The sequence below is a fragment of the Pseudomonas fluorescens genome, from assembly GCF_902498065.1.
GTDB classification, from domain to species: Bacteria; Pseudomonadota; Gammaproteobacteria; order Pseudomonadales; family Pseudomonadaceae; genus Aquipseudomonas; species Aquipseudomonas fluorescens_BJ.
Genome location: NZ_CABVIR010000003.1, coordinates 275,256 through 297,711, shown reverse-complemented (window position 1 = coordinate 297,711; position 22,456 = coordinate 275,256). Strand labels below are relative to the sequence as shown.

20 protein-coding genes are annotated in these 22,456 nt (G+C 59.4%); 8 read left to right on the top strand and 12 right to left on the bottom strand.

Translation table 11 applies throughout. From position 1 onward, the window contains the following. Window positions 1-27: 27 nt before the first annotated feature. The gene (locus F8N43_RS14115; protein ID WP_150638084.1) at window positions 28-438 is read right to left on the bottom strand and encodes a flagellar basal body-associated protein FliL; all 411 of its coding nucleotides are present in this window, start codon (window positions 436-438) and stop codon (window positions 28-30) included. Window positions 439-588: 150 nt separating this feature from the next. Between F8N43_RS14115 and F8N43_RS14110 the strand changes: the two genes are divergently transcribed. Continuing rightward, window positions 589-1,566, top strand: a complete 978-nt coding sequence (locus tag F8N43_RS14110; protein WP_150638086.1) for an NADPH:quinone oxidoreductase family protein — start codon at window positions 589-591, stop codon at window positions 1,564-1,566. A gap of 96 nt (window positions 1,567-1,662) precedes the next feature. Here the strand turns inward: F8N43_RS14110 and F8N43_RS14105 are convergent, their stop codons facing one another. Further along, window positions 1,663-2,277 carry an energy transducer TonB gene (locus F8N43_RS14105; protein WP_150638088.1) on the bottom strand — a complete coding sequence of 205 codons (615 nt, stop codon included), beginning with the start codon at window positions 2,275-2,277 and terminating at the stop codon, window positions 1,663-1,665. 329 nt (window positions 2,278-2,606) lie between these two features. Here F8N43_RS14105 and glpT point away from each other — a divergent pair, with 329 nt between their 5' ends. Continuing rightward, window positions 2,607-3,956, top strand: a complete 1,350-nt coding sequence (gene glpT / locus F8N43_RS14100) for a glycerol-3-phosphate transporter (RefSeq protein ID WP_150632091.1) — start codon at window positions 2,607-2,609, stop codon at window positions 3,954-3,956. On the opposite strand, the gene F8N43_RS14095 is transcribed toward glpT, so the two are convergent. The 7 genes from F8N43_RS14095 to F8N43_RS14065 form a co-directional block, all read right to left on the bottom strand. Continuing rightward, window positions 3,932-4,600, bottom strand: a complete 669-nt coding sequence (locus F8N43_RS14095) for a gamma-glutamylcyclotransferase (protein ID WP_150653935.1) — start codon at window positions 4,598-4,600, stop codon at window positions 3,932-3,934. The genes glpT and F8N43_RS14095 overlap by 25 nt on opposite strands. 206 nt (window positions 4,601-4,806) lie before the next feature. Then, a complete protein-coding gene (locus F8N43_RS14090) occupies window positions 4,807-5,775 on the bottom strand; it encodes a CDP-6-deoxy-delta-3,4-glucoseen reductase (RefSeq protein ID WP_150632089.1) in 969 nt (322 codons plus the stop codon). Further along, window positions 5,775-7,241: a 4-hydroxy-3-polyprenylbenzoate decarboxylase gene (gene ubiD, locus F8N43_RS14085; protein ID WP_084320292.1), complete on the bottom strand. Its 1,467-nt coding sequence runs from the start codon at window positions 7,239-7,241 to the stop codon at window positions 5,775-5,777. Before ubiD ends, F8N43_RS14090 begins: the two co-directional genes overlap by 1 nt. 61 nt (window positions 7,242-7,302) lie before the next feature. Further along, window positions 7,303-9,258 (bottom strand): acyltransferase family protein, encoded by a 1,956-nt coding sequence (locus tag F8N43_RS14080; protein WP_150653934.1) that lies wholly within the window; start codon window positions 9,256-9,258, stop codon window positions 7,303-7,305. A gap of 139 nt (window positions 9,259-9,397) precedes the next feature. Continuing rightward, entirely contained in the window at window positions 9,398-10,657 is a 1,260-nt protein-coding gene (gene rho / locus F8N43_RS14075; RefSeq protein WP_007942421.1) for a transcription termination factor Rho, read from the bottom strand. A gap of 249 nt (window positions 10,658-10,906) precedes the next feature. Further along, the gene (gene trxA / locus F8N43_RS14070; protein WP_003206727.1) at window positions 10,907-11,236 is read right to left on the bottom strand and encodes a thioredoxin TrxA; all 330 of its coding nucleotides are present in this window, start codon (window positions 11,234-11,236) and stop codon (window positions 10,907-10,909) included. Between the two features lie 120 nt (window positions 11,237-11,356). Then, window positions 11,357-12,064: a FadR/GntR family transcriptional regulator gene (locus F8N43_RS14065; RefSeq protein WP_150632087.1), complete on the bottom strand. Its 708-nt coding sequence runs from the start codon at window positions 12,062-12,064 to the stop codon at window positions 11,357-11,359. A gap of 254 nt (window positions 12,065-12,318) precedes the next feature. On the opposite strand from F8N43_RS14065, the gene F8N43_RS14055 reads away from it, so the two are divergent. The 5 genes from F8N43_RS14055 to ppx all read left to right on the top strand — a co-directional run bounded on the left by F8N43_RS14055 (window position 12,319) and on the right by ppx (window position 16,876). Beyond that, window positions 12,319-13,104, top strand: coding sequence for a transporter substrate-binding domain-containing protein (locus F8N43_RS14055; RefSeq protein ID WP_150653933.1), 786 nt, complete (start codon window positions 12,319-12,321; stop codon window positions 13,102-13,104). A 21-nt stretch (window positions 13,105-13,125) separates the two neighbouring features. Further along, window positions 13,126-13,794, top strand: coding sequence for an amino acid ABC transporter permease (locus tag F8N43_RS14050; protein ID WP_150638093.1), 669 nt, complete (start codon window positions 13,126-13,128; stop codon window positions 13,792-13,794). Further along, a complete protein-coding gene (locus tag F8N43_RS14045; RefSeq protein ID WP_150638095.1) occupies window positions 13,791-14,441 on the top strand; it encodes an amino acid ABC transporter permease in 651 nt (216 codons plus the stop codon). The genes F8N43_RS14050 and F8N43_RS14045 overlap by 4 nt, the downstream gene beginning before the upstream one ends. After that, entirely contained in the window at window positions 14,428-15,165 is a 738-nt protein-coding gene (locus F8N43_RS14040) for an amino acid ABC transporter ATP-binding protein (RefSeq protein WP_150638097.1), read from the top strand. Before F8N43_RS14045 ends, F8N43_RS14040 begins: the two co-directional genes overlap by 14 nt. Before the next feature lie 208 nt (window positions 15,166-15,373). Further along, window positions 15,374-16,876: an exopolyphosphatase gene (gene ppx / locus F8N43_RS14035; protein ID WP_150632082.1), complete on the top strand. Its 1,503-nt coding sequence runs from the start codon at window positions 15,374-15,376 to the stop codon at window positions 16,874-16,876. A gap of 185 nt (window positions 16,877-17,061) precedes the next feature. On the opposite strand, the gene ppk1 is transcribed toward ppx, so the two are convergent. Then, window positions 17,062-19,284: a polyphosphate kinase 1 gene (gene ppk1, locus F8N43_RS14030; protein ID WP_150653932.1), complete on the bottom strand. Its 2,223-nt coding sequence runs from the start codon at window positions 19,282-19,284 to the stop codon at window positions 17,062-17,064. 18 nt (window positions 19,285-19,302) lie between these two features. Then, window positions 19,303-20,316: a porphobilinogen synthase gene (hemB, locus tag F8N43_RS14025; RefSeq protein WP_150632080.1), complete on the bottom strand. Its 1,014-nt coding sequence runs from the start codon at window positions 20,314-20,316 to the stop codon at window positions 19,303-19,305. 208 nt (window positions 20,317-20,524) lie between these two features. On the opposite strand from hemB, the gene F8N43_RS14020 reads away from it, so the two are divergent. Further along, window positions 20,525-21,157, top strand: a complete 633-nt coding sequence (locus F8N43_RS14020; RefSeq protein WP_150632079.1) for a DedA family protein — start codon at window positions 20,525-20,527, stop codon at window positions 21,155-21,157. Here the strand turns inward: F8N43_RS14020 and F8N43_RS14015 are convergent. Then, complete coding sequence (locus F8N43_RS14015) at window positions 21,138-22,373, bottom strand: sterol desaturase family protein (protein ID WP_150632078.1); 1,236 nt, start codon at window positions 22,371-22,373, stop codon at window positions 21,138-21,140. The genes F8N43_RS14020 and F8N43_RS14015 overlap by 20 nt on opposite strands. Window positions 22,374-22,456 lie beyond the last annotated feature (83 nt).

Here is a 22,456-nt window from a genome sequence, read left to right as displayed (position 1 = left end):
GCAGGCCAGCACCCTTGAGATCCGGACTTACTGAATAATCAGGTTGTTGAACAACAGATCCTCAACCACCGGCTTGCCGGTTTCATCGCTCATGATTTGCTGGGTCTGCTTCAAGGCTTCCTGACGCAGCTTTTCCTTTCCCTCGATGCTGTTCATCGCCTCGGTGGTTTGCTGGGTGAACAACGCCACCAGTTGATTGCGAATCAACGGTTCATTGGCCTTCACCAGTTTGGCCGCCTCATCACCGGTGACCCGCAACGCCACATCAGCCTTGAAGACCTTCAACTTCGGCGTGCCATCCAACCCGTAGTTACCCACGAATGGCGGGCTCAGGGTCAGGTAGCTGACTTTCGGGGCTTCACCTTCTTTGGCGGCTTCTTCAGCCACTGCTGCCACAGGCAGAGACAGGGCCAGCAACAACATGATCCACGCTTTCACAATTCGCTCCTTATCCGGTTTGCGGCCTAGCATAACGACCCGCCGCGCAAGCACAAGCTTATGGCTGACTATCAGGGCGGGGCATGCTCGTTGACCCGTCGACTCACACACCTACACTTATCGGCCATCACTCCCAAAGGAATAGCCCTGATGAAAGCCGTGCTGTGCAAAGCCTTCGGCCCTGCCGAATCGCTGGTGCTGGAAGACGTCGCCAGCCCTGTCGAGAAGAAGAACGAAATCCTGCTGGACGTGCACGCCGCCGGGGTGAATTTCCCGGACACGCTGATCATCGAGGGCAAATACCAGTTCAAGCCACCCTTCCCGTTTTCTCCGGGCGGCGAAGCGGCTGGCGTGGTCAGCGCCGTGGGTGAGAAAGTCAGTCACCTGAAAGTCGGCGATCGGGTCATGGCCCTCACTGGCTGGGGCAGTTTCGCCGAGCAGGTCGCCGTTCCGGGTTACAACGTGCTACCGATCCCGCCGTCCATGGACTTCAACACCGCCGCTGCTTTCAGCATGACTTACGGCACCTCGATGCACGCGCTCAAGCAACGCGGCAACCTGCAACCGGGTGAAACCCTGCTGGTGCTCGGTGCGTCCGGCGGTGTCGGCCTGGCCGCCGTGGAAATCGGCAAAGCCATGGGCGCCCGCGTGATCGCCGCCGCCAGCAGCGCCGAAAAACTCGCCGTGGCCAAGGCTGCCGGCGCCGATGAACTGATCAACTACAGCGAAACCAGCCTCAAAGACGAAATCAAACGCCTGACCGATGGCCAGGGCGCGGACGTGATCTACGATCCGGTCGGCGGCGACCTGTTCGACCAAGCCATCCGCGCCATCGCCTGGAACGGCCGCCTGCTGGTGGTCGGCTTCGCCAGCGGACGCATTCCGGAACTGCCAGTCAACCTCGCCCTGCTTAAAGGCGCCGCAGTGGTTGGCGTGTTTTGGGGTTCGTTCGCCCAGCGCCAACCGCAAGACAACGCGGCGAACTTCCAGCAATTGTTTGGCTGGTTCGCCGAAGGCAAGCTGAAGCCGCTGGTGTCGCAGGTGTATCCGCTGAGCAATGCGGCGCAGGCGATCAATGATCTTGGCCAGCGCAAGGCGGTTGGGAAAGTGGTGGTGCAGGTTCGCTGAATCGCAGCAGGATGCAAAAAGGCCAGGACAACTGATGAGGTTGTTCTGGCCTTTTCGATACATGACTGGAAAACAGACATCGCTGCATGTTTTCAATCAAAGTAACTCACGAATTTCCTTCGGAAGAAAACGCACATACCGTGACGCCTGATGCGTATTACAACGCCGAATAATCGAAGGCACGCTCTTGTTGAGTTTAGCGATGAGTTCCAGACGTCTCGCCTCCGGCAATTGCGTGGGGGCAAGGGAGTGGGTGAGGTAACTGCGCGTCCAGCTGAACACCGGCATGTCCACCCACGAGTAGTTTGCAAGCCGCAGTGCTGCCTTGGCGACCTCACCACAACTCAACTTTTTCAACTCCTCGTTGGCATGAATCGGCATCTTGTCGTCCAGCCTGAACACCATTGGCGCGACCACCTGGATTTGCGCGGGTCGCTCGATGGAAATCTCCCAGGGCTTGTATCGCCATTGGCTCACCGCCGTTCGGGAGGCTTCGACAAAGTCGGGATGAGCGTCCTTTGAAGCCTCTACCTGATTCACCGATCCGTCGGCATGGACGGTAAAACTGACATTCAGCGCGCCGGTTATACCGCTTCGGGAAAGTGCTACAGGGTAAACCGGCTTGGGATTGTTCTCCGGAATCAGGAACACCTCGCCAGCCCTGACTTCGATGGACAAAACCAGCAAAAGCACACACAACAACCACCGCATAACTCCCACTCCTTCGCGACTGAAAAGCCAAATCTGGCAACAGCACAAAGGTTAAGGCTCGATGATTTTTTGCATAACGCCATGGCTTCCCCTTTAGACGCAGGACATTTCCCAAAGCCCCGCCCTACTCTGGACAAAACCGCGTCATAAAGGATCGTCAGGTAACAATTCCCACAGCGCCCTTCACTTATACCTGAGCGACATGTTCGTAAAAGAACATGCGATCTCCAACATTTCCGCTGTTTTGAGGATGCGAACCAGTGCTATTTTCGGTAACGAAACTGTAACATTCGCATCCGCAGTCAAAACAAGAAAACTGGAGCTCTTGAATGTTTGCTTTCTTTCGTCCTGCCGCACATCAGGCTCCATTGCCTGAAGAAAAAATAGACAGCGCCTACCGACGCCATCGCTGGCAGATCTTCGCCGGCATCTTCATCGGCTATGCGGGTTATTACCTGCTGCGCAAAAACTTCTCCCTCGCCATGCCCTACCTGATCGAAGAGGGCTATACCCGCGGCGAGCTGGGCCTGGCGTTGTCGGCGATTGCTATCGCCTACGGCCTGTCCAAGTTCCTGATGGGCATTGTTTCCGACCGTTCCAACCCGCGCTTCTTCCTGCCGTTCGGCCTGCTGGTTTCTGCCGGCGTGATGTTCATTTTCGGTTTCGCGCCCTGGGCGACGTCCAGCGTGACCATCATGTTCATCCTGCTGTTTATCAATGGCTGGGCGCAGGGCATGGGTTGGCCGCCGAGTGGCCGGACCATGGTCCACTGGTGGTCGCAGAAGGAACGCGGGGGCGTGGTGTCCTTGTGGAACGTGGCGCACAACGTCGGCGGCGGCTTGATCGGCCCGCTGTTCCTGCTCGGCATGGGCCTGTTCAATGACTGGCACGCGGCGTTTTACGTGCCTGCTGCAGTGGCCATGGCCGTGGCGGTGTTTGCCTTCGCCACGATGCGCGATACGCCCCAATCGGTCGGCCTGCCGCCGATCGAGAAGTACAAGAACGACTACCCGGAAGGCTACGACGCCAGTCACGAAGAGGAATTCAGCGCCAAGGAAATCTTCGTCAAATACGTGCTTCGCAACAAAATGCTCTGGTACATCGCCATGGCTAACGTCTTTGTCTACCTGCTGCGCTACGGCGTGCTGGACTGGGCACCGACCTACCTCAAGGAAGCCAAAGGCTTCAGCGTGGATAAAACCTCGTGGGCGTATTTCCTCTACGAGTGGGCAGGTATTCCCGGGACGCTGTTGTGCGGCTGGATGTCGGACAAGATCTTCCGTGGCAACCGTGGCCTGACCGGCATGGTGTTCATGGCGTTGGTGACCGTAGCGACGTTGGTGTATTGGCTCAACCCGGCCGGTAACCCGACGGTCGACATGATCGCGCTGATCTCGATTGGTTTCCTGATCTACGGTCCGGTGATGCTGATCGGCTTGCAGGCGCTGGAACTGGCACCGAAGAAAGCCGCCGGTACCGCAGCGGGCTTCACGGGTCTGTTCGGTTACCTGGGTGGTTCAGTCGCGGCCAGTGCAGCCATGGGCTACACCGTGGACCATTTCGGCTGGGACGGCGGTTTCGTCCTGCTGATCGGCGCGTGCCTGCTGGCGATGGCGTTCCTTGCACCAACCTTGTGGCACAAACAGGTCGCCAGTCAGTCCCGCGAAGCCATCGCTTGATCGACCTTTGATTTGCAGCGCTTGAGCCGCGCCTCCAGATTCCGGTCTGGCATGGCGTGGCTACGCAGGGCGTTGGCGGTCTGCTCGACATAATCGCGAGTGGTACCGTAACGCCCGCGAGCGTTTTCAAACACATGGCTCAGCACGTGATCCGGCAAGTTACCGGCATAGCTGGGCAAGTGTCGCTCCAACACAAACCCCAACGCCTGAACCTGGCTTCCGTCTTCGAGACGGCAGTTGAGCCAGTGTGGGCGATATGAAGGGAATGGCATTTCGCGCTGCCACAACGCGTAAAGAGAGGCTTCGAGTTGTTCTTCCGGCAAGCGATATGCGAAGCCGCTGCAAGAACCGCCGCGATCCAGGCCAAACACCAGCCCTGGCACTTCCGGCGTGCCGCGATGTTCGTGAGACCACAAGTACAAACCGCGATGGTAGCCATGCACCCGGCCGCGAACGCGTTCGACCGCCGCACATTCTGGACGCCAGATCAGCGAGCCATACGCAAACAGCCAGACCGGCCCACCCTTGTGGCGCGCCATGGTCGACTGCATCGAGCTGAGCAATTGTTCGTGTGTAAGCTGCGGCCCCAGATCGAGCTGCGGAGGATAAGCCAGATTCATGAAAGCAGATTCAATGGCGCTCATGGCGAATAGCGTTCAGCTCCCCGCGGGTGATGATTACTTAATAGAACGCACCGCTGTAACAATAAGGCACATATGTTTTAAGGCAATTTAAGTGCCATGGCACAGTTTTAGATAAATGCCGGAGCGATATATAACCTACCGGTATTTATATAATTCTATAAATACCGATCGGCTATATATGGAGTTATAACGATCAAGAGCGCGGCTCAAGAGCGCGGCGCGTACGCAAACACATCCGCACGCATCTGATGAGCATCCATCCCGGCGTCAACCAGAGCATCCAGCGTGCCATAGACCATGGCAGGAGAACCGCTGGCATAGACATGCAGCGCTTTGAGGTCCGAAAAATCCTCGCACACCGCCTCATGCAACATCCCGCAACGCCCCGGCCAGCCACATTGATCGCTGACGACTTTATGCAAGAACAGATTGGGCAGTTTCAGCCACTCGTCCCAATGCTCGATTTCATAAAAGTCTTCGGGACGACGTACGCCCCAATACAGATGCACCGGATGCTTGAAACCGGAGGCTCGGCAATGTTCGATCAGGCTGTGGATCTGACCCATGCCCGTACCCGCAGCGATCAGCACCAACGGCCCGTCCGGCAATTCCGCCAGGTGGGTATCACCGAAGGGCATTTCGATCCGCACCAGCGGATTGCGTTGCAGTTGCTCGATCAGGCTCAGTGCACTGCTTTCGCGCGCCAGTACGTGAATTTGCAGGTCACGCCCCGCATGCGGCGCCGAAGCCAGGGAAAATGCGGATTTTTCGCCGTTCTCCCGCTCGATCATCAAATACTGACCGGCGTGATAACGCGGGGGTTTGCCGGCCGGCGTGCGCAGGCTCACACGCCAGGTATCGCCGCCGACATCCTTGCATTCAATGACCTGACACGAAACGCTGCGCACCGGCAATTCTCCCAGCGCGAGCACGCCATCCCACAGCACGATGCAGTCTTCCAGCGGCTCTGCTATGCAAGTGTAGAACTCGCCATGGTCGCGCACACCACCTGCCTGCTCGACTCGCCCTTCCACCAGCAGCGCGGCGCACACATGGCAGTTGCCATTACGACAGCTTTGCGGGCATTCATAGCCCAGACGGCGTGCGCCATCGAGAATCCGCTCGCCGGGCAGAATCTCAAGCACTGCTCCGGAGGGCTGCAAGGTTACACGCATCAATCTATTCCTAACTGATTCCAGATGGCATCGATCCGTTGGGTCACGGCATCATCCTTGACGATTACCCGGCCCCACTCGCGCGTGGTTTCGCCGGGCCATTTATGCGTGGCATCGAGTCCCATTTTCGACCCCAGGCCGGATACCGGCGAGGCGAAATCGAGGTAGTCGATCGGCGTGTTGTCGATCATCACCGTGTCGCGCTTGGGGTCCATGCGCGTAGTGATGGCCCAGATCACGTCGTTCCAGTCCCGTGCGTTGATATCGTCGTCAGTGACGATAACGAACTTGGTATACATGAACTGTCGCAAAAACGACCAGACACCGAGCATTACCCGCTTGGCATGGCCGGGATACGACTTCTTCATGGTCACGATGGCCATGCGGTACGAGCAACCTTCCGGCGGCAGGTAGAAGTCGGTGATCTCCGGGAACTGCTTCTGCAGGATCGGCACGAACACTTCGTTCAGCGCGACGCCGAGAATCGCCGGCTCATCCGGCGGACGACCGGTGTAGGTGCTGTGGTAGATCGGCTTGATCCGGTGGGTAATGCGCTCGACGGTGAACACCGGGAAGCTGTCGACTTCGTTGTAATAACCGGTGTGGTCGCCGTACGGGCCTTCGTCGGCCATTTCGCCCGGATGGATCACGCCTTCAAGGATGATCTCGGCGGTGGCCGGGACTTGCAGGTCATTGCCGCGGCACTTCACCAGTTCGGTGCGGTTACCGCGTAGAAGACCGGCAAAGGCGTATTCGGAGAGGCTGTCCGGCACTGGCGTCACGGCACCGAGGATGGTCGCCGGGTCAGCACCGAGCGCCACGGAGACCGGGAACGGCTGGCCCGGATGCTTCTCGCACCACTCGCGGTAATCCAGCGCGCCGCCACGGTGGCTCAGCCAGCGCATGATGACCTTGTTGCGGCCGATCACTTGCTGACGGTAGATGCCGAGGTTCTGGCGGTCCTTGTTCGGACCCTTGGTGACGGTCAGGCCCCAAGTGATCAGCGGGGCCACGTCGCCGGGCCAGCAGGTCTGCACCGGCAGCATCGCGAGGTCGACGTCATCGCCTTCGATGACCACTTCCTGGCACACCGCGTCTTTGACCACTTTAGGTGCCATGGCAATGATCTTGCGGAAGATCGGCAGCTTCGACCAGGCGTCCTTCAAGCCTTTCGGCGGCTCGGGCTCCTTGAGGAACGCCAGCAGCTTGCCGATCTCGCGCAGTTCGCTCACCGCTTCGGCGCCCATGCCCATGGCCACCCGCTCGGGGGTCCCGAACAGGTTGCCCAGAACCGGGATGTCGTAGCCGGTGGGGTTCTCGAACAACAGTGCCGGGCCTTTGGCCCGTAGCGTGCGGTCGCAGACTTCCGTCATCTCCAGCACTGGAGAGACGGGAATCTGGATGCGTTTCAACTCTCCGCGCTGCTCAAGTTGCTGCACGAAATCCCGAAGGTCCTTGAATTTCATTGAAGATGCCACCCCGAAAATAGGCGTACATCCTACCTGCTCTGGCGTTAAAACAGCACGGTCAATTGTGATTTGCGCCCAGCAGCATCGGCGTAAACAGCGGGCTCAGCCAGGCGCTGCCAGTGTCCGAGAGATGATCCTCATCCTTGTACTTCGAATGGCCGTTGACTTCGATGCTGCAGACCTCGTCCGCACACATCAGCGGCGTTGGATCAATGACATGCACGCCCGGGTCGGCGGCGCTCATCGAATCGAACAAGCCGCTGAGAAAATGCTGGCGAGCCAGGTGCTCATCGAGCGGCCGCCCCAGCCCCTCGGCCGAACGCCCGATCCGGGCGAGACTCGTCAGCCGGCTGATTGCACCCTTGCGCTGCAGCGGCACTTCCTTGAACAGCCAGACTTGCGCCCCCGTAGCCCTGATCGCCGCCACCCGTGCTTCGATCGCCGAGGCCATGCGCGCCTCAGACTGAGCCGTATTGTCGCGGGCGTTGAGCAAGACTTTTTTGTCGCCGTCTTCACGACCGTAAACGTAAAGACTCCAGTTGGAGGCCAGCACCACGTCCTTGATCTGCAACCGACGAACCTGCTCCATGGTCTGTTCGTTGAAGTCCTTGCAGCGTTGGCGCGGGTCATCGCTGAGGATCGACGGACAGGCGCTCATGCTGTAAAGCCACACCGGGCGGCCCTCGCGCCTGGCGCCACTTTCAATGGCCGGCATCAAAGCCGCGGCATGGCTATCGCCCCAGACCAATCGGGTCGCAGGGACCTCTTGGTTGCCACCAAGCAGACAGGCCTTGTCGAGCTTCTTGTCCTTGGTCACCAGCATGCATTTCATCTGCCCGGCGCGCCATTCCCTGGCCTGCGCATACTCCAGCGCTTTGCCGGTCAGACGCTGAGGAAAGCCCTCCTGAGAACGCACGACGGAGCCCGTCACCGCGAGGACAGCCATCGCCATCAAGCCGCCGACCAGCACGTGCTTGCGTCCGGCCAGCAGGCGTTTTTCACGGAACGGCAATTCGACGAAGCGCCAGCTCAACCAGGCCAGGCCCAGCGCCAGCAGAATCCAGCCGACCGCCTCCCAACGCTGAACGCCGTCGATCGAAATGGCATTGGCATAGACAAAGACCGGCCAGTGCCACAGATAAAAAGAATAGGAGAGTAAGCCGATCCAGACAAAAACACGCGCACTCAACAGCTGGCCGGCCCAGGTAGAACCCTGTCCGCCCGACCAGATCAGCGCCGTGGCACCGAGTACCGGCAACAACGCTGCCCAGCCTGGAAACACCGTCCCCCGGTCAAACGTGAACACCGCCAGTAGAACAGCCGCCAACCCGGCAGCACCGACAGACTGAGCGAGCCAGGGTCGAACAGCGTGTTTGCGCGCAGGCAGCACCGCGAGCATTGCGCCGCATAACAGCTCCCAGGCACGCGTCGGCAGCGAAAAGAAAGTGAAGTCGGGTTTACGATCGATATAAGCGATGTTCAGTCCGAAAGAGATCAACAGCACCGCAAACAGCATCCAGCGCCAATGGCGAACATGGCGCATCAACACCACCATCAACAGTGGAAAGAAGATGTAGTACTGCTCTTCAACGGCCAGCGACCAGGTATGAAGCAACGGTTTCAAATCCGACGCCGGCTGGAAGTAACCGTCTTCGCGCATGAACAGAATGTTTGAAATGAACAGCGACTGATAACGAACCGTCCTTCCCAGCTCGGAGAAGTCCTTGGCCGTCAGCAATAACCAGCCCAGTGCCAACGTGACCAATAGCACCACGCTCAGTGCCGGAAGGATGCGTCGTGCACGGCGCGCCCAGAAATCGACGAAGCTGAAACGCTGCGCGCTGATCTCGCGGAACAGGATGCTGGTAATCAGGAACCCGGAAATGACAAAGAAAACATCAACACCGACGAAGCCACCGCTAAACGTACTGAAACCAAAGTGAAAGAGCACGACCGGAATGACGGCCAAAGCCCGCAAGCCGTCAATGTCACGGCGACTGCCAAATGTATGCATAACGTCCCTTGTCGTATCCGATACAAAAACGATCAGAAAGGGACATCGTGGCGGCATGAAAGTTATCAATCAAGACACAAATCTCACGCACAAAAAAAAGCGCCCTGTTCGGGGCGCTTTTTTTGCAGCGGACTGCGTGTTACTTGCGTTTCATCGACAGGAAGAACTCATCGTTGGTCTTGGTCGTTTTCAGCTTGTCGACCAGGAACTCGATGGCAGCGATCTCGTCCATCGGGTGCAGCAGCTTGCGCAGGATCCACATGCGCTGCAACTCGTCGTCGGCGGTCAGCAACTCTTCGCGGCGGGTGCCGGAACGGTTGATGTTGATGGCCGGGAAGACGCGTTTTTCAGCGATACGGCGATCCAGCGGCAGTTCCATGTTGCCCGTGCCTTTGAATTCTTCGTAGATCACTTCGTCCATCTTCGAGCCGGTTTCAACCAGCGCGGTGGCGATGATGGTCAGCGAACCGCCTTCTTCGATGTTCCGCGCGGCGCCGAAGAAACGTTTCGGTTTCTCCAGGGCGTGGGCATCGACACCACCGGTGAGCACTTTGCCGGAGCTCGGGATCACGGTGTTGTAGGCGCGAGCCAGACGGGTGATGGAGTCCAGCAGGATCACCACGTCTTTCTTGTGCTCGACCAGGCGCTTGGCCTTCTCGATCACCATCTCGGCAACCTGCACGTGGCGGGTTGGCGGCTCGTCGAACGTCGAGGCAACCACTTCGCCGCGCACGGTGCGCTGCATTTCGGTCACTTCTTCCGGACGTTCGTCGATCAGCAACACGATCAGGTGAACTTCAGGGTTGTTACGTGCGATGTTCGCCGCGATGTTCTGCAACATGATCGTTTTACCGGCTTTCGGCGGTGCAACGATCAGACCGCGCTGGCCTTTGCCGATCGGGGCGCACAGGTCGATGACACGACCGGTCAAGTCTTCGGTGGAACCGTTGCCGGCTTCCATCTTCATGCGCACGGTCGGGAACAGCGGGGTCAGGTTCTCGAAGAGAATCTTGTTTTTCGCGTTCTCGGGACGATCGTAGTTGATCGTGTCGACCTTGAGCAGCGCGAAATAACGCTCGCCTTCCTTCGGAGGGCGGATCTTGCCAACGATAGTGTCACCGGTGCGCAAGTTGAAACGGCGGATCTGGCTCGGCGAGACGTAGATATCGTCCGGGCCGGCGAGATAGGAAGCGTCAGCGGAGCGCAGGAAGCCGAAGCCGTCCTGGAGAATCTCCAGCACGCCATCACCGGAGATTTCCTCGCCGCTTTTAGCGTGCTTTTTGAGCAGGGAGAAAATCACGTCCTGCTTGCGCGAACGGGCCATATTTTCTATGCCCATTTGTTCGGCCAATTCGAGCAGTTCGGTAATCGGCTTTTGCTTGAGTTCAGTCAGATTCATATAGGAATGACGTAATCATTTATGGAGGGGGGGAAATTAAGCTTTTGGCTTAATGAGGCCGCGCCGCAGAGAAGGCGACAGGATCGCGTACTTATTCGAAAAGGAGTGCGTCGGCGACGGCTAGCAGGGGGCAGTGGAGAAACCAGTGCGGGGCCGAATGTAACACCTGAATTTCGGAGCGTCTAGCCCTCAATAACGAAAAAGCCCCGCAATATGCGGGGCCTTTTTTCGGACACTTTACTGCGACGCTTAGATGTTGGCGTCGAGGAAAGCAGCCAGTTGCGACTTCGACAGTGCGCCGACCTTGGTCGCTTCAACGTTGCCGTTCTTGAACAGCATCAGGGTCGGGATACCACGCACGCCATGCTTGGCCGGGGTTTCCTGGTTTTCGTCGATGTTCAGTTTGGCAACGGTCAGCTTGCCTTTGTAGGTTTCAGCAATTTCGTCCAGAACAGGAGCGATCATTTTGCAAGGGCCGCACCATTCAGCCCAGTAGTCGACCAGTACAGCGCCTTCGGCCTTGAGTACGTCGGCCTCGAAGCTAGCGTCGCTAACGTGTTTGATAAGATCGCTGCTCATGGAAGTCTCCAGGTTGTAAGCAAAAAAACGTGGCCCATCATAGCCGCCCTTCCCTCGTTCAGGAAGGTGCAGATGATTGAGTCTCGCTATGGTGGTACATGAGTTTGGGTATAGCTCAAGTCAGGATGTGGCGGGAGCGACGAAGGCAATTCCGGTACGCAGGGCGGCGTTGCGCACATGTTCGTGCATCGCCTTCTGCGCCGCGCCGGACGAGCGCCGGGCCAGTGCACGGAGGATTTTGCGGTGTTCGTGCCAGGTTTCCATGGCCCGTTCGGCCCGGATGAACGGTAGCTTCTGGCTCTCCAGAAAAATGTCGGCACTGGCCGTCAGGATGCTCAGCATCGCCTGATTACCGCTGGCCAGCAGGATGCGCCGGTGAAACTCGAAGTCCAGGCGCGCCGCCGCCTCGAAGTCGCCAACCTTCAACTCATTACGCATGGCGGCGACATTATCCTCCAGCGTATCGAGGTCATCGGTGCTCAACGTCACGGCGGCCAGCCCGGCGGCAAAACCTTCCAGGGCATAGCGCAACTGGAAAATATCCAGCGGCGACGCCTGTGCCGCGAATGGCCAGCTCAATGACGCATCGGCGCGCGGCAGGTCTACCGGCGCCTGCACGAAAACGCCTTTGCCTGGTTGAATGCTGATCACGCCCAATGCACTCAGCGACGACAACGCCTCCCGCAACGACGCCCGACTGACCCCCAATTGCACCGCCAGATCCCGTTGCGAAGGCAAGGCATCCCCCGGCCCGAAACCGTGTTCGGCGATCAATTTGCGGATGGCTTGCAGTGCCACTTCAGGTACAGCTCGGGAGATCGAATTCATGGTTTTCGGACGAACCAGGCAAATGAGCGGTTAGTTTTAAAGCTATTCGCGGCGCCCGGCAAGTCGTGCCCCACCGGGGTTCGGTGATTGGCGAGGATGCGCTATGGGAGTGCAAAACGCCGCTCGACTGTTCAGACCAGTAAGACCGAGAAACACCAGCAAATCCGCGGCTTCGCGCCCATAAAACCGATGTTGGCATGGCCCGTGCTCTGTCGATCCGCAGAAATCATTCCTCGCCGATCCGGAGATTTGCCATGACCCAGCGTTACAGCGCCCTCCTCGCCGCCCTGTTTGCCAGCCTGTTGCTGAGCCAGGCGCCCGCCCACGCCGACGGTCTGGAGGATGTGGTCAAACGCGGCGTCCTCAAGGTTGCCGTGCCTCAAGACTTTCCGCCGTTCGGCTCGGTCGGCCCGGACATGAAACCCCGCGGCCTCGATATCGACACCGCCAAACTGCTGGCCGACCAGCTCAAGGTCAAACTCGAGCTGACGCCCGTCAACAGCACCAACCGTATCCCGTTCCTGACCACCGGCAAGGTGGATCTGGTGATTTCCAGCCTCGGCAAGAACCCCGAGCGCGAGAAGGTCATCGATTTCTCCAGCGCCTACGCGCCTTTCTACCTCGCGGTGTTCGGCCCGCCGGATGCCGCCATCAAAGGCCTGGACGACCTCAAGGGCAAAACCATTAGCGTCACTCGCGGTGCCATCGAAGACATCGAACTGACCAAAGTCGCCCCCGAAGGCGTAACCATCAAGCGCTTCGAAGACAACAACTCGACCATCGCCGCCTACCTCGCCGGCCAGGTCGACCTGATCGCCAGCGGCAACGTGGTAATGATCGCGATCAGCGAGAAAAACCCGAAACGCGTGCCGGCACTGAAAGTGAAGCTCAAGGACTCGCCGGTCTACGTCGGCGTGAACAAGAACGAGCCGGCGTTGCTGGGCAAGGTCAACCAGATTCTCGCCACCGCCAAGACTGAGGGTGCACTGGAAAAAAACTCACAGACCTGGCTGAAAGAGCCGCTGCCGGCCGATCTCTGATCGTCGCTCGGGAGATTTGATATGGCCTATCAGTTCGACTTTCTGCCGGTGGTGCAAAACACCGACCTGCTGCTGCGCGGTGCGCTGTTCACCCTTGAACTGACGGCCATCGGCGCAGTGCTCGGCGTCGGTCTGGGCATCATCGGTGCGCTGGTGCGGGCGTGGAACATCCGCCCGTTCTCGGCGATCTTCGGGGTTTACGTCGAGTTGATCCGCAACACGCCGTTTCTGGTGCAGCTGTTTTTCATCTTCTTCGGTTTGCCGTCGCTGGGCCTGCAGATCTCTGAATGGCAGGCGGCGGTGCTGGCGATGGTGATCAACCTCGGCGCTTATTCCACCGAGATCATCCGCGCCGGCATTCAAGCGATTCCGCGAGGACAGCTGGAAGCCGCAGCGGCGCTGGCGATGACCCGGTTCGAAGCCTTCCGCCACGTGGTGCTGCTGCCAGCGCTGGGCAAGGTGTGGCCGGCGCTGAGCAGCCAGATCATCATCGTCATGCTCGGCTCGGCAGTCTGTTCGCAAATCGCCACCGAAGAGCTGAGCTTTGCTGCCAACTTCATTCAGTCGCGCAACTTCCGCGCCTTCGAAACCTACGCCCTGACCACGTTGCTCTATCTGTGCATGGCTTTATTGATCCGTCAGTTGCTGAACTGGATCGGCCGTCGATACATAGCGAGGAGCGGCCAATGAGCGATTTCACCTTTTGGGACATCGTGCGCAACTTGCTCACGGGGCTGCAATGGACGCTGGCGCTGTCGCTGGTGGCGTTTATCGGCGGCGGGTTGATCGGTTTGTTGATCATGGTCATGCGCATTTCGAAAAAAGCCCTGCCGCGCAACGTTGCACGCACCTACATCGAGCTGTTCCAGGGCACGCCGCTGCTGATGCAGCTGTTCCTGGTGTTCTTCGGGGTGGCGCTGGCCGGGGTGGAAATATCCGCGTGGATGGCTGCGGCGATTGCCCTGACCCTGTTTACCAGCGCTTACCTGGCAGAGATCTGGCGCGGTTGCGTCGATTCGATCCCCAACGGCCAGTGGGAAGCCTCATCGAGTCTGGCGCTCAATCCACTCGAGCAACTGCGCTACGTGATCCTGCCGCAAGCGCTGCGCATCGCCGTGGCGCCGACCGTGGGGTTCTCGGTGCAAGTGGTCAAAGGCACCGCTGTGACCTCGATCATCGGCTTCACCGAATTGACCAAGACCGGCGGGATGCTCGCCAACGCGACCTTCGAACCGTTCATGGTCTACGGCCTCGTCGCCCTCGGTTACTTCCTGCTCTGCTACCCCTTGTCCCTCAGTGCGCGCTACCTGGAAAGGAGACTGCATGCCTCTGCTTAGAATTTCCGCCCTGCATAAATATTACGGCGATCACCATGTGCTCAAAGGCATCGACCTGAGCGTCGAGGAAGGCCAGGTGGTGGCGATCATCGGCCGCAGCGGCTCGGGCAAATCGACCTTGCTGCGCACGTTGAATGGCCTGGAGTCGATCAACGACGGCGTGATCGAAGTCGACGGCGAATACCTCGATGCCGCCCGCGCCGATCTGCGCAGCCTGCGACAGAAGGTCGGGATGGTGTTTCAGCAGTTCAACCTGTTCCCGCACCTGACGGTGGGCGAGAACGTCATGCTCGCGCCCCAGGTGGTGCAGAAAGTGCCCAAGGCCAGAGCCAAGGAGCTGGCGCGGGAGATGCTGGAACGGGTCGGGCTCGGGGAGAAGTTTGATGCCTTCCCGGACCGGCTGTCCGGCGGGCAACAACAGCGCGTGGCGATTGCCCGTGCGCTGGCGATGTCGCCCAAGGTCTTGCTATGCGATGAGATCACTTCGGCGCTGGACCCGGAACTGGTCAATGAGGTGCTGAGCGTGGTTCGGCAACTGGCCAAGGAGGGCATGACGCTGATTATGGTCACCCATGAAATGCGTTTCGCCCGGGAGGTTGGGGATAAGTTGGTGTTCATGCATCTGGGGAAGGTGCATGAGGTGGGGGATCCGAAGATTTTGTTCGCGAATCCTCGGACGGCGGAGCTGGCAAACTTTATCGGGACGGTGGAAGCGACAGCCTGAAAGAACCTCAGTGTCTTTAATGCCCTCATCGCTAGCAGGCTAGCTCCCACAGGGATATGCATTCCAATGTGGGAGCTAGCCTGCTAGCGATTGACCGCGCAGCGGTCACTGGCATTACTGCGCAGGATCAAGGGTTTGAACACTGCGCGTTGGCGTCAGCGTTTGATCGTGGCACGATGTCTGGGTTATCGACCGAGACCCCCTGACCATGCCGCAATCCCAAGCCAAGAATCTGTCCCTGATCGCCGCAATCGACCTGGGCTCCAACAGCTTTCACATGGTCGTGGCCAAGGCCCAGAACGGCGAAATCCGTATTCTCGAGCGTCTCGGGGAGAAGGTTCAGCTGGCCGCGGGCATCGACGAAGAGCGCAAGCTCAGCGAAGAATCCATGCAGCGCGGGCTCGATTGCCTCAAGCGCTTCGCCCAACTGATCAACGGTATGCCCACGGGCGCCGTGCGGATCGTCGGCACCAACGCCCTGCGTGAAGCCCGTAACCGCAACGAATTCATCCACCGCGCCGAAGAAATCCTCGGCCACCCGGTGGAAGTCATCTCCGGCCGTGAAGAAGCGCGCCTGATCTACCTCGGCGTGTCCCACACCCTCGCCGATACGCCGGGCAAGCGCCTGGTGGCCGACATCGGCGGCGGCAGTACCGAATTCATTATCGGCCAGCGCTTTGAGCCGCTGCTGCGTGAAAGTCTGCAAATGGGCTGCGTCAGCTACACCCAGCGCTATTTCAAGGACGGCAAGATCACCCCGGCCCGCTACGCCCAGGCTTACACGGCGGCGCGGCTGGAGATCATGAGCATCGAACACGCCCTGCATCGCCTGACCTGGGATGAAGCCATCGGCTCTTCGGGCACCATTCGCGCCATCGGCCTGGCGCTGAAGGCCGGCGGGCACGGCACGGGGGAGGTCAACGCCGAGGGCGTGGCCTGGCTCAAGCGCAAGCTGATCAAACTTGGTGACGTCGAGAAAATCGATTTCGAAGGCATCAAGCCTGACCGCCGGGCAATCTTCCCGGCGGGCCTGGCGATTCTCGAAGCAATCTTCGATGCCCTCGAACTGCAACGCATGGATCACTGTGAAGGCGCTCTGCGCGAAGGCGTGCTCTATGACCTGTTGGGCCGTCATCATCATGAAGACGTCCGGGAGCGCACGCTCAGCTCGCTGATGGAGCGTTACCACGTCGACCTGGAACAAGCGGCACGGGTCGAGCGCAAAGCGCTGCATGCCTTCGATCAGGTGGCGGCGGACTGGGATCTGGATGACGGCGTCTGGCGCGAGTTGCTGGGCTGGGCCGCCAAGGTCCATGAAGTGGGCCTGGACATCGCTCACTATCAGTACCACAAACACGGTTCCTACCTGATCGAGCATTCGGACCTGGCCGGGTTCTCTCGCGAAGACCAATTGATGCTCGCGCTGCTGGTGCGTGGCCACCGTCGCAATATTCCCAAGGACCGGTTTGCCGATTTTGGCGACGACGGCATCAAGCTGATTCGCCTGTGCGTGCTGCTGCGCTTTGCGATCCTGTTCCATCACATCCGCGGCACCCAGGAAATGCCTCAGGTGGTGTTGCACGCCAATGGCCACAGCCTGGATGTGCAGTTCCCGGAAAACTGGCTGGACGAAAACCAGCTGACCCAAGCTGACTTCGCGCTCGAAGCGGAATGGCTGACGCGGGTTGGTTTCGTGCTCAGCGTTCGATAAACCACCGATAACCGCTCGGAAAACACGGTCCTGTTGGAGCCGGTTTGCCGGCGACAGGATCTGAGCCTTGCGGTGATTGCACGATCGTCATCGCTGGCAGGCCAGCTCCCACAGTGACCTGCAAGGGATAGTGGAAACAAAAATGGCGATCCGCAGGGATCGCCATTTTTTATGCCGCGTGTGGGCTAACGCACAGCCAGAATCGGGCTGCCCAACCGCTCCAGCAACGTCGCCTGCGCACTGCGCGGGTTCTGGTTGCCGGTCGGTGTGTTGCGGATGTAACGACCGTCTGCCTGCAAGCTCCAGCTGTGAGTGTTATCGGTGAGATACAGCTCCAGCTCTTTCTTGACCCGCATGATCAGCTTCTTGCCTTCCACCGGGAAGCAAGTCTCGACGCGTTTGTCGAGGTTGCGCTCCATCCAGTCGGCACTGGAGAGGTACATCTGCTCTTCGCCGCCATTGAGGAAGTAGAAGACTCGGGTATGTTCCAGGAAGCGACCGATGATCGAACGCACGTGGATGTTGTGCGAAACCCCGGCGATGCCCGGACGCAGGCAGCACATGCCGCGCACCACCAGATCAATACGCACGCCGGACTGGCTGGCCTTGTACAGCGCGCGGATGATCTTCGGATCGGTCAGCGAGTTGAACTTGGCAATGATGTGCGCCGGTTTGCCGTCGAGCGCGAACTGCGTTTCGCGGGCAATCATGTCGAGCATGCCCTTCTTCAACGTGAACGGCGCGTGCAGCAGCTTCTTCATGCGCAGGGTCTTGCCCATGCCGATCAGCTGGCTGAACAGTTTGCCGACGTCTTCGCACAAGGCGTCGTCCGAGGTCAGCAAGCTGTAGTCGGTGTACAAACGGGCGTTGGCGGCGTGGTAGTTGCCGGTCCCCAAGTGGGCGTAACGCACAATCTCACCGGCCTCGCGGCGCAGAATCAGCATCATCTTGGCGTGGGTCTTGAAGCCGACCACGCCGTAAATCACTACCGCACCGGCCGCTTGCAGACGACTGGCCAGTTGCAGGTTGGACTCTTCGTCGAACCGCGCACGCAATTCGATCACCGCCGTGACTTCCTTGCCGTTACGCGCCGCATCCACCAGCGCATCAACGATTTCCGAGTTGGCGCCGGAACGGTACAGCGTCTGACGGACCGCCAATACATGCGGGTCCTTGGCAGCCTGGCGCAGCAGATCGACCACCGGCGTAAACGATTCGAATGGGTGCAGCAGCAGAATGTCCTGCTTGCTGATCACGCTGAAAATGTTTTCGCTGTTCTGCAGCAGTTTCGGGATCTGCGGGGTGAACGGCAGGTATTGCAGCTCGCGCTGACTGTCGAGGCCGGTGATGCTGAACAGACGGGTCAGGTTGACCGGACCGTTGACCTGATACAACTCGGTCTCGTGCAGGTTGAACTGCTTGAGCAAGTAGTCGGACAGGTGTTTAGGACAGGTGTCGGCCACTTCCAGACGCACCGCGTCACCGTAGCGACGGGAGAACAACTCGCCGCGCAGAGCGCGGGCCAGGTCTTCCACGTCTTCGGTGTCGACCGCGAGGTCGGCGTTACGGGTCAGGCGGAACTGGTAGCAGCCCTTGACCTTCATGCCCTGGAACAAGTCATCGGCGTGCGCGTGGATCATCGACGACAGGAAGACATAGTTGTCGCCAGGGCCACCGACTTCTTCCGGAACCTTGATGACGCGCGGCAACAGACGCGGCGCCGGGATGATCGCCAGACCGGAATCGCGACCGAAGGCGTCGATGCCTTCGAGCTCGACGATGAAGTTCAGGCTCTTGTTTACCAGCAACGGGAACGGGTGCGTCGGGTCGAGGCCGATCGGGGTGATGATCGGCGCGATCTCGTCGCGGAAATAACGGCGAACCCAAGTCTTGAGCTTGGTGGTCCAGTAACGGCGACGGATGAAGCGGACCTGATGCTTCTCCAGTTCCGGCAACAGAATGTCGTTGAGGATCGCGTACTGGCGGTCTACGTAACCGTGCACCAGCTCGCTGATCCGGGCCAGGGCCTGGTGCGGTTGCAGACCATCGGCGCCGGCCTGTTCACGGGCGAAGGTGATCTGCTTCTTGAGGCCGGCCACACGAATTTCGAAGAACTCATCCAGGTTGCTGGAAAAAATCAGCAGGAACTTCAGCCGCTCCAGCAACGGGTAGGACTCGTCCAGCGCCTGTTCCAGCACCCGGATATTGAACTGCAGTTGCGAGAGCTCGCGATGAATGTACAGGCTGCTGTCATCCAGGCCCGGAACCACAATCGCTGGCGCCGCCGGCGCAGTTTCGACCACCGCCGCGGGTGGAGCAGGCTCCAGCACCGGCGGGGTTTCAGCGATCTGCTCCACCACAGGTTGAGCCTCTTGTACTGCAACTTCAGTGAGTCCTTCGGTATTCATCGAATGTTCCTGGGAGGGCTATTTTTGCTCTCGTAACAGTTGAGCAGCACGAACGGCAAAGTAAGTCAGGATGCCATCAGCGCCTGCACGTTTAAAAGCGGTCAGGGATTCGAGGATAACCCCTTCGCTCAACCAGCCATTCTGGATCGCCGCCATGTGCATGGCGTATTCACCGCTGACCTGATAAACAAAGGTCGGCACTTTGAATTCTTCCTTGACCCGGTAAAGGATGTCCAGGTACGGCATGCCTGGCTTGACCATGACCATGTCCGCGCCTTCTGACAAGTCCGCCGCCACTTCGTGCAGGGCTTCATTGCCGTTGGCCGGGTCCATCTGATAGGAGGCCTTGTTGGCCTTGCCCAGGTTCAGCGCCGAACCGACCGCATCGCGGAACGGGCCGTAATAGGCGCTGGCGTACTTCGCCGAATAGGCCATGATCCGCACGTTGACGTGATCGGCCAGTTCAAGGGCTTCGCGGATCGCCTGGATGCGACCGTCCATCATGTCCGACGGGGCCACCACCTGAGCGCCGGCTTCGGCGTGGGACAGAGCCTGTTTGACCAGCGCATCGACAGTGATGTCATTCTGCACATAGCCTTCTTCGTCGAGGATACCGTCCTGACCGTGGGTGGTGAACGGGTCCAGCGCAACGTCGGTGATCACACCCAGCTCAGGGAACTGCGCTCGCAGGGCGCGGGTGGCGCGCTGGGCAATGCCGTTCGGGTTCCACGCTTCGGCGGCGTCCAGCGACTTGAGCTCGGATGGCGTGACCGGGAACAGCGCCACGGCCGGAATCCCCAGCTCGACCCACTTGGCCGCTTCTTCCAGCAACAGGTCGATGGTCAAGCGTTCGACACCCGGCATCGACGCCACCGCTTCACGACGGTTTTCACCGTCCAGCACGAACACCGGCAGGATCAGGTCATCGACAGTCAGGACGTTTTCACGAACCAGTCGACGCGAGAAATCATCACGGCGGTTGCGACGCAGGCGGGTGGCTGGAAACAAACGATTGGCGGGGGTAAAGCTCACGGCAGACTCCTGAGCCCGCGCTGACGGGCGAGCGTGACAGTTATAAGCGGCCATTATGACGGACAGATGACAGTCGTGCTTAGCCCTGTGACACGTAGCCGCATTCCATTGTCCGTGTAGGAAATGTTCACGTCGAGACACATTTGGACACTTTCATGAATGTGCACGAAGGCGTAGGCTGCGCGTTCATTTCGCCAGCACCCAGACAATGCTCCAACAATTTCTGCATGACTTCGGCTACTTTGCCCTTTTTCTCGGCACGTTCTTCGAAGGCGAAACCATCTTGGTACTCGCAGGCTTCCTCGCGTTCCGTGGATACATGGACATCAACGTGGTGGTGGTCGTGGCGTTTTTCGGCAGCTATGCCGGCGACCAGCTGTGGTATTTCCTGGGGCGCAAGCACGGCCGCAAGTTGCTGGCGCGCAAACCCCGCTGGCAGATGATGGGCGACCGGGCACTGGAACACATTCGCAGGCACCCGGACATCTGGGTGCTGAGCTTCCGCTTTGTCTACGGTTTGCGCACGGTGATGCCAGTGGCGATCGGCCTGTCAGGCTACCCGCCGGGACGTTACTTGCTGCTGAACGGGATTGGTGCCGCGATCTGGGCAAGCGCCTTGGCCGCAGCGGCCTATCACTTCGGCGCGGTGCTCGAAGGCATGCTGGGCAGCGTCAAGAAGTACGAGCTATGGGTGCTGGGCGCCCTGCTGGTGCTGGGCGTCGTACTGTGGCTGCGCCGGCGCTTCAAGAATGCGCGCCTGGCGAAGCAGGTCTACGCCGACGAGCAGGCCTTGAAGGCGGAGCAGGCCAAGGCCGCCGAAGTCAAGACGCCAAACGAGTGAAACGGTTTCTGCAACAGTAGAGACCGATTCCGCTGAGCAGGCTGTAACTCAGCAGGCCGACCCAGCCCACCGCGCTGGCCGGCCACAGCCCGACCATCGGCGCGAGCCACACCAGCGGCACATTCGATGCCAGCCGCAGCAACTCCAGCTTCAACGCCCACGGGCGATTCTCCAGGGCCACGCCCAACGTAAACAACCCCAACGCCACCGCACTCCAGCCGAGCACCAACGCAGGGGTCGGCAGATGCGGCTCGAAGTTCATCAAGTAACTGCCCAGCGCGATATAGGCGCAGAACTGCAACAGGACGTAAATCTGCTGGCGCCCGTCCAGCGGCACCTCGAATTTGCGGAACTGGCTCAGGTCCGGCTTGTTCATCGGGTACTTGGCCGCCACATCCGCCGGCCGCCAACCGGTGCGCATAAACCAGATCCGCAGTTTGTCCCAGTTGCTTTCAGCCCGCCGCGCGTCATCCCAGAGCTGCGCGTAAAACTGCACGTTTGCCCACAACGGATTCCAGCTCGCCAGTGGCGTGGTCACGCCGAAAATCACCGGCTCGTTGTCGTCCTCTTCCTGGAACGAGCCAAATAGACGGTCCCAAATAATGAACACCCCGCCGTAGTTGCGATCCATGTAGAGAGCGTTCTGTGCATGGTGGGCCCGATGATTGGATGGCGTAACGAAGAACCACTCGAACCAGCCGAGCTTGGGAATGTGCCGGGTATGCACCCAGAATTGATACAGCAAGTTAAGCGCGGCGACACTGACAAACACCAGCAGCGGCACGCCAAGCACGGCCATCGGCAGGTAGAAAATCCAGCTCAGCAGGAACCCGGTGCTGGTCTGGCGCAACGCCGTGGAGAGGTTGTAGTCCTCGCTCTGGTGATGCACCGAATGCGCCGCCCAGAGGATGTTGCGTTCGTGGCCCATGCGATGCAGCCAGTAGTAGCAGAAGTCGTAGAGAACGAAGGCGAACACCCAGACCCAGACGCTGTTGGCCGCGAGTTCGAAAAGTGCCAGATGCTTGAGGGCAAAGGCATAGGTCACCAGCCCCACGCCTTTGGTCAGCAGGCCGGTGGTGGTGGACAACACCCCGGTGCTGATGCTGTTGATCGCGTCGGCCACCCGATAATTGCTCACCCCGCGCCAACGGTCGGCCAGCAGTTCGACGGCAATCAGCACAAAGAAAAACGGCACCGCATACAGAATGAAGTCCATGACGCGCCCCGGTCGGAATCTTGAGGACAGATGCTAGGTGTAGCCGCGAATTAACCCTATGGCAACGAGTGACAAATTAGTGG

Coding starts and splice junctions, on each gene's coding strand:
- F8N43_RS14020 (WP_150632079.1), top strand. CDS start 20,525: ATGCTCCAACAATTTCTGCATGACTTCGGCTACTTTGCCCTTTTTCTC.
- F8N43_RS14105 (WP_150638088.1), bottom strand. CDS start 2,277: ATGCGGTGGTTGTTGTGTGTGCTTTTGCTGGTTTTGTCCATCGAAGTC.
- F8N43_RS14110 (WP_150638086.1), top strand. CDS start 589: ATGAAAGCCGTGCTGTGCAAAGCCTTCGGCCCTGCCGAATCGCTGGTG.
- F8N43_RS14050 (WP_150638093.1), top strand. CDS start 13,126: ATGGCCTATCAGTTCGACTTTCTGCCGGTGGTGCAAAACACCGACCTG.
- F8N43_RS14055 (WP_150653933.1), top strand. CDS start 12,319: ATGACCCAGCGTTACAGCGCCCTCCTCGCCGCCCTGTTTGCCAGCCTG.
- F8N43_RS14045 (WP_150638095.1), top strand. CDS start 13,791: ATGAGCGATTTCACCTTTTGGGACATCGTGCGCAACTTGCTCACGGGG.
- F8N43_RS14095 (WP_150653935.1), bottom strand. CDS start 4,600: ATGAGCGCCATTGAATCTGCTTTCATGAATCTGGCTTATCCTCCGCAG.
- ppx (WP_150632082.1), top strand. CDS start 15,374: ATGCCGCAATCCCAAGCCAAGAATCTGTCCCTGATCGCCGCAATCGAC.
- F8N43_RS14090 (WP_150632089.1), bottom strand. CDS start 5,775: ATGCGTGTAACCTTGCAGCCCTCCGGAGCAGTGCTTGAGATTCTGCCC.
- F8N43_RS14080 (WP_150653934.1), bottom strand. CDS start 9,258: ATGCATACATTTGGCAGTCGCCGTGACATTGACGGCTTGCGGGCTTTG.
- rho (WP_007942421.1), bottom strand. CDS start 10,657: ATGAATCTGACTGAACTCAAGCAAAAGCCGATTACCGAACTGCTCGAA.
- ppk1 (WP_150653932.1), bottom strand. CDS start 19,284: ATGAATACCGAAGGACTCACTGAAGTTGCAGTACAAGAGGCTCAACCT.
- F8N43_RS14040 (WP_150638097.1), top strand. CDS start 14,428: ATGCCTCTGCTTAGAATTTCCGCCCTGCATAAATATTACGGCGATCAC.
- F8N43_RS14015 (WP_150632078.1), bottom strand. CDS start 22,373: ATGGACTTCATTCTGTATGCGGTGCCGTTTTTCTTTGTGCTGATTGCC.
- glpT (WP_150632091.1), top strand. CDS start 2,607: ATGTTTGCTTTCTTTCGTCCTGCCGCACATCAGGCTCCATTGCCTGAA.
- ubiD (WP_084320292.1), bottom strand. CDS start 7,241: ATGAAATTCAAGGACCTTCGGGATTTCGTGCAGCAACTTGAGCAGCGC.
- F8N43_RS14065 (WP_150632087.1), bottom strand. CDS start 12,064: ATGAATTCGATCTCCCGAGCTGTACCTGAAGTGGCACTGCAAGCCATC.
- trxA (WP_003206727.1), bottom strand. CDS start 11,236: ATGAGCAGCGATCTTATCAAACACGTTAGCGACGCTAGCTTCGAGGCC.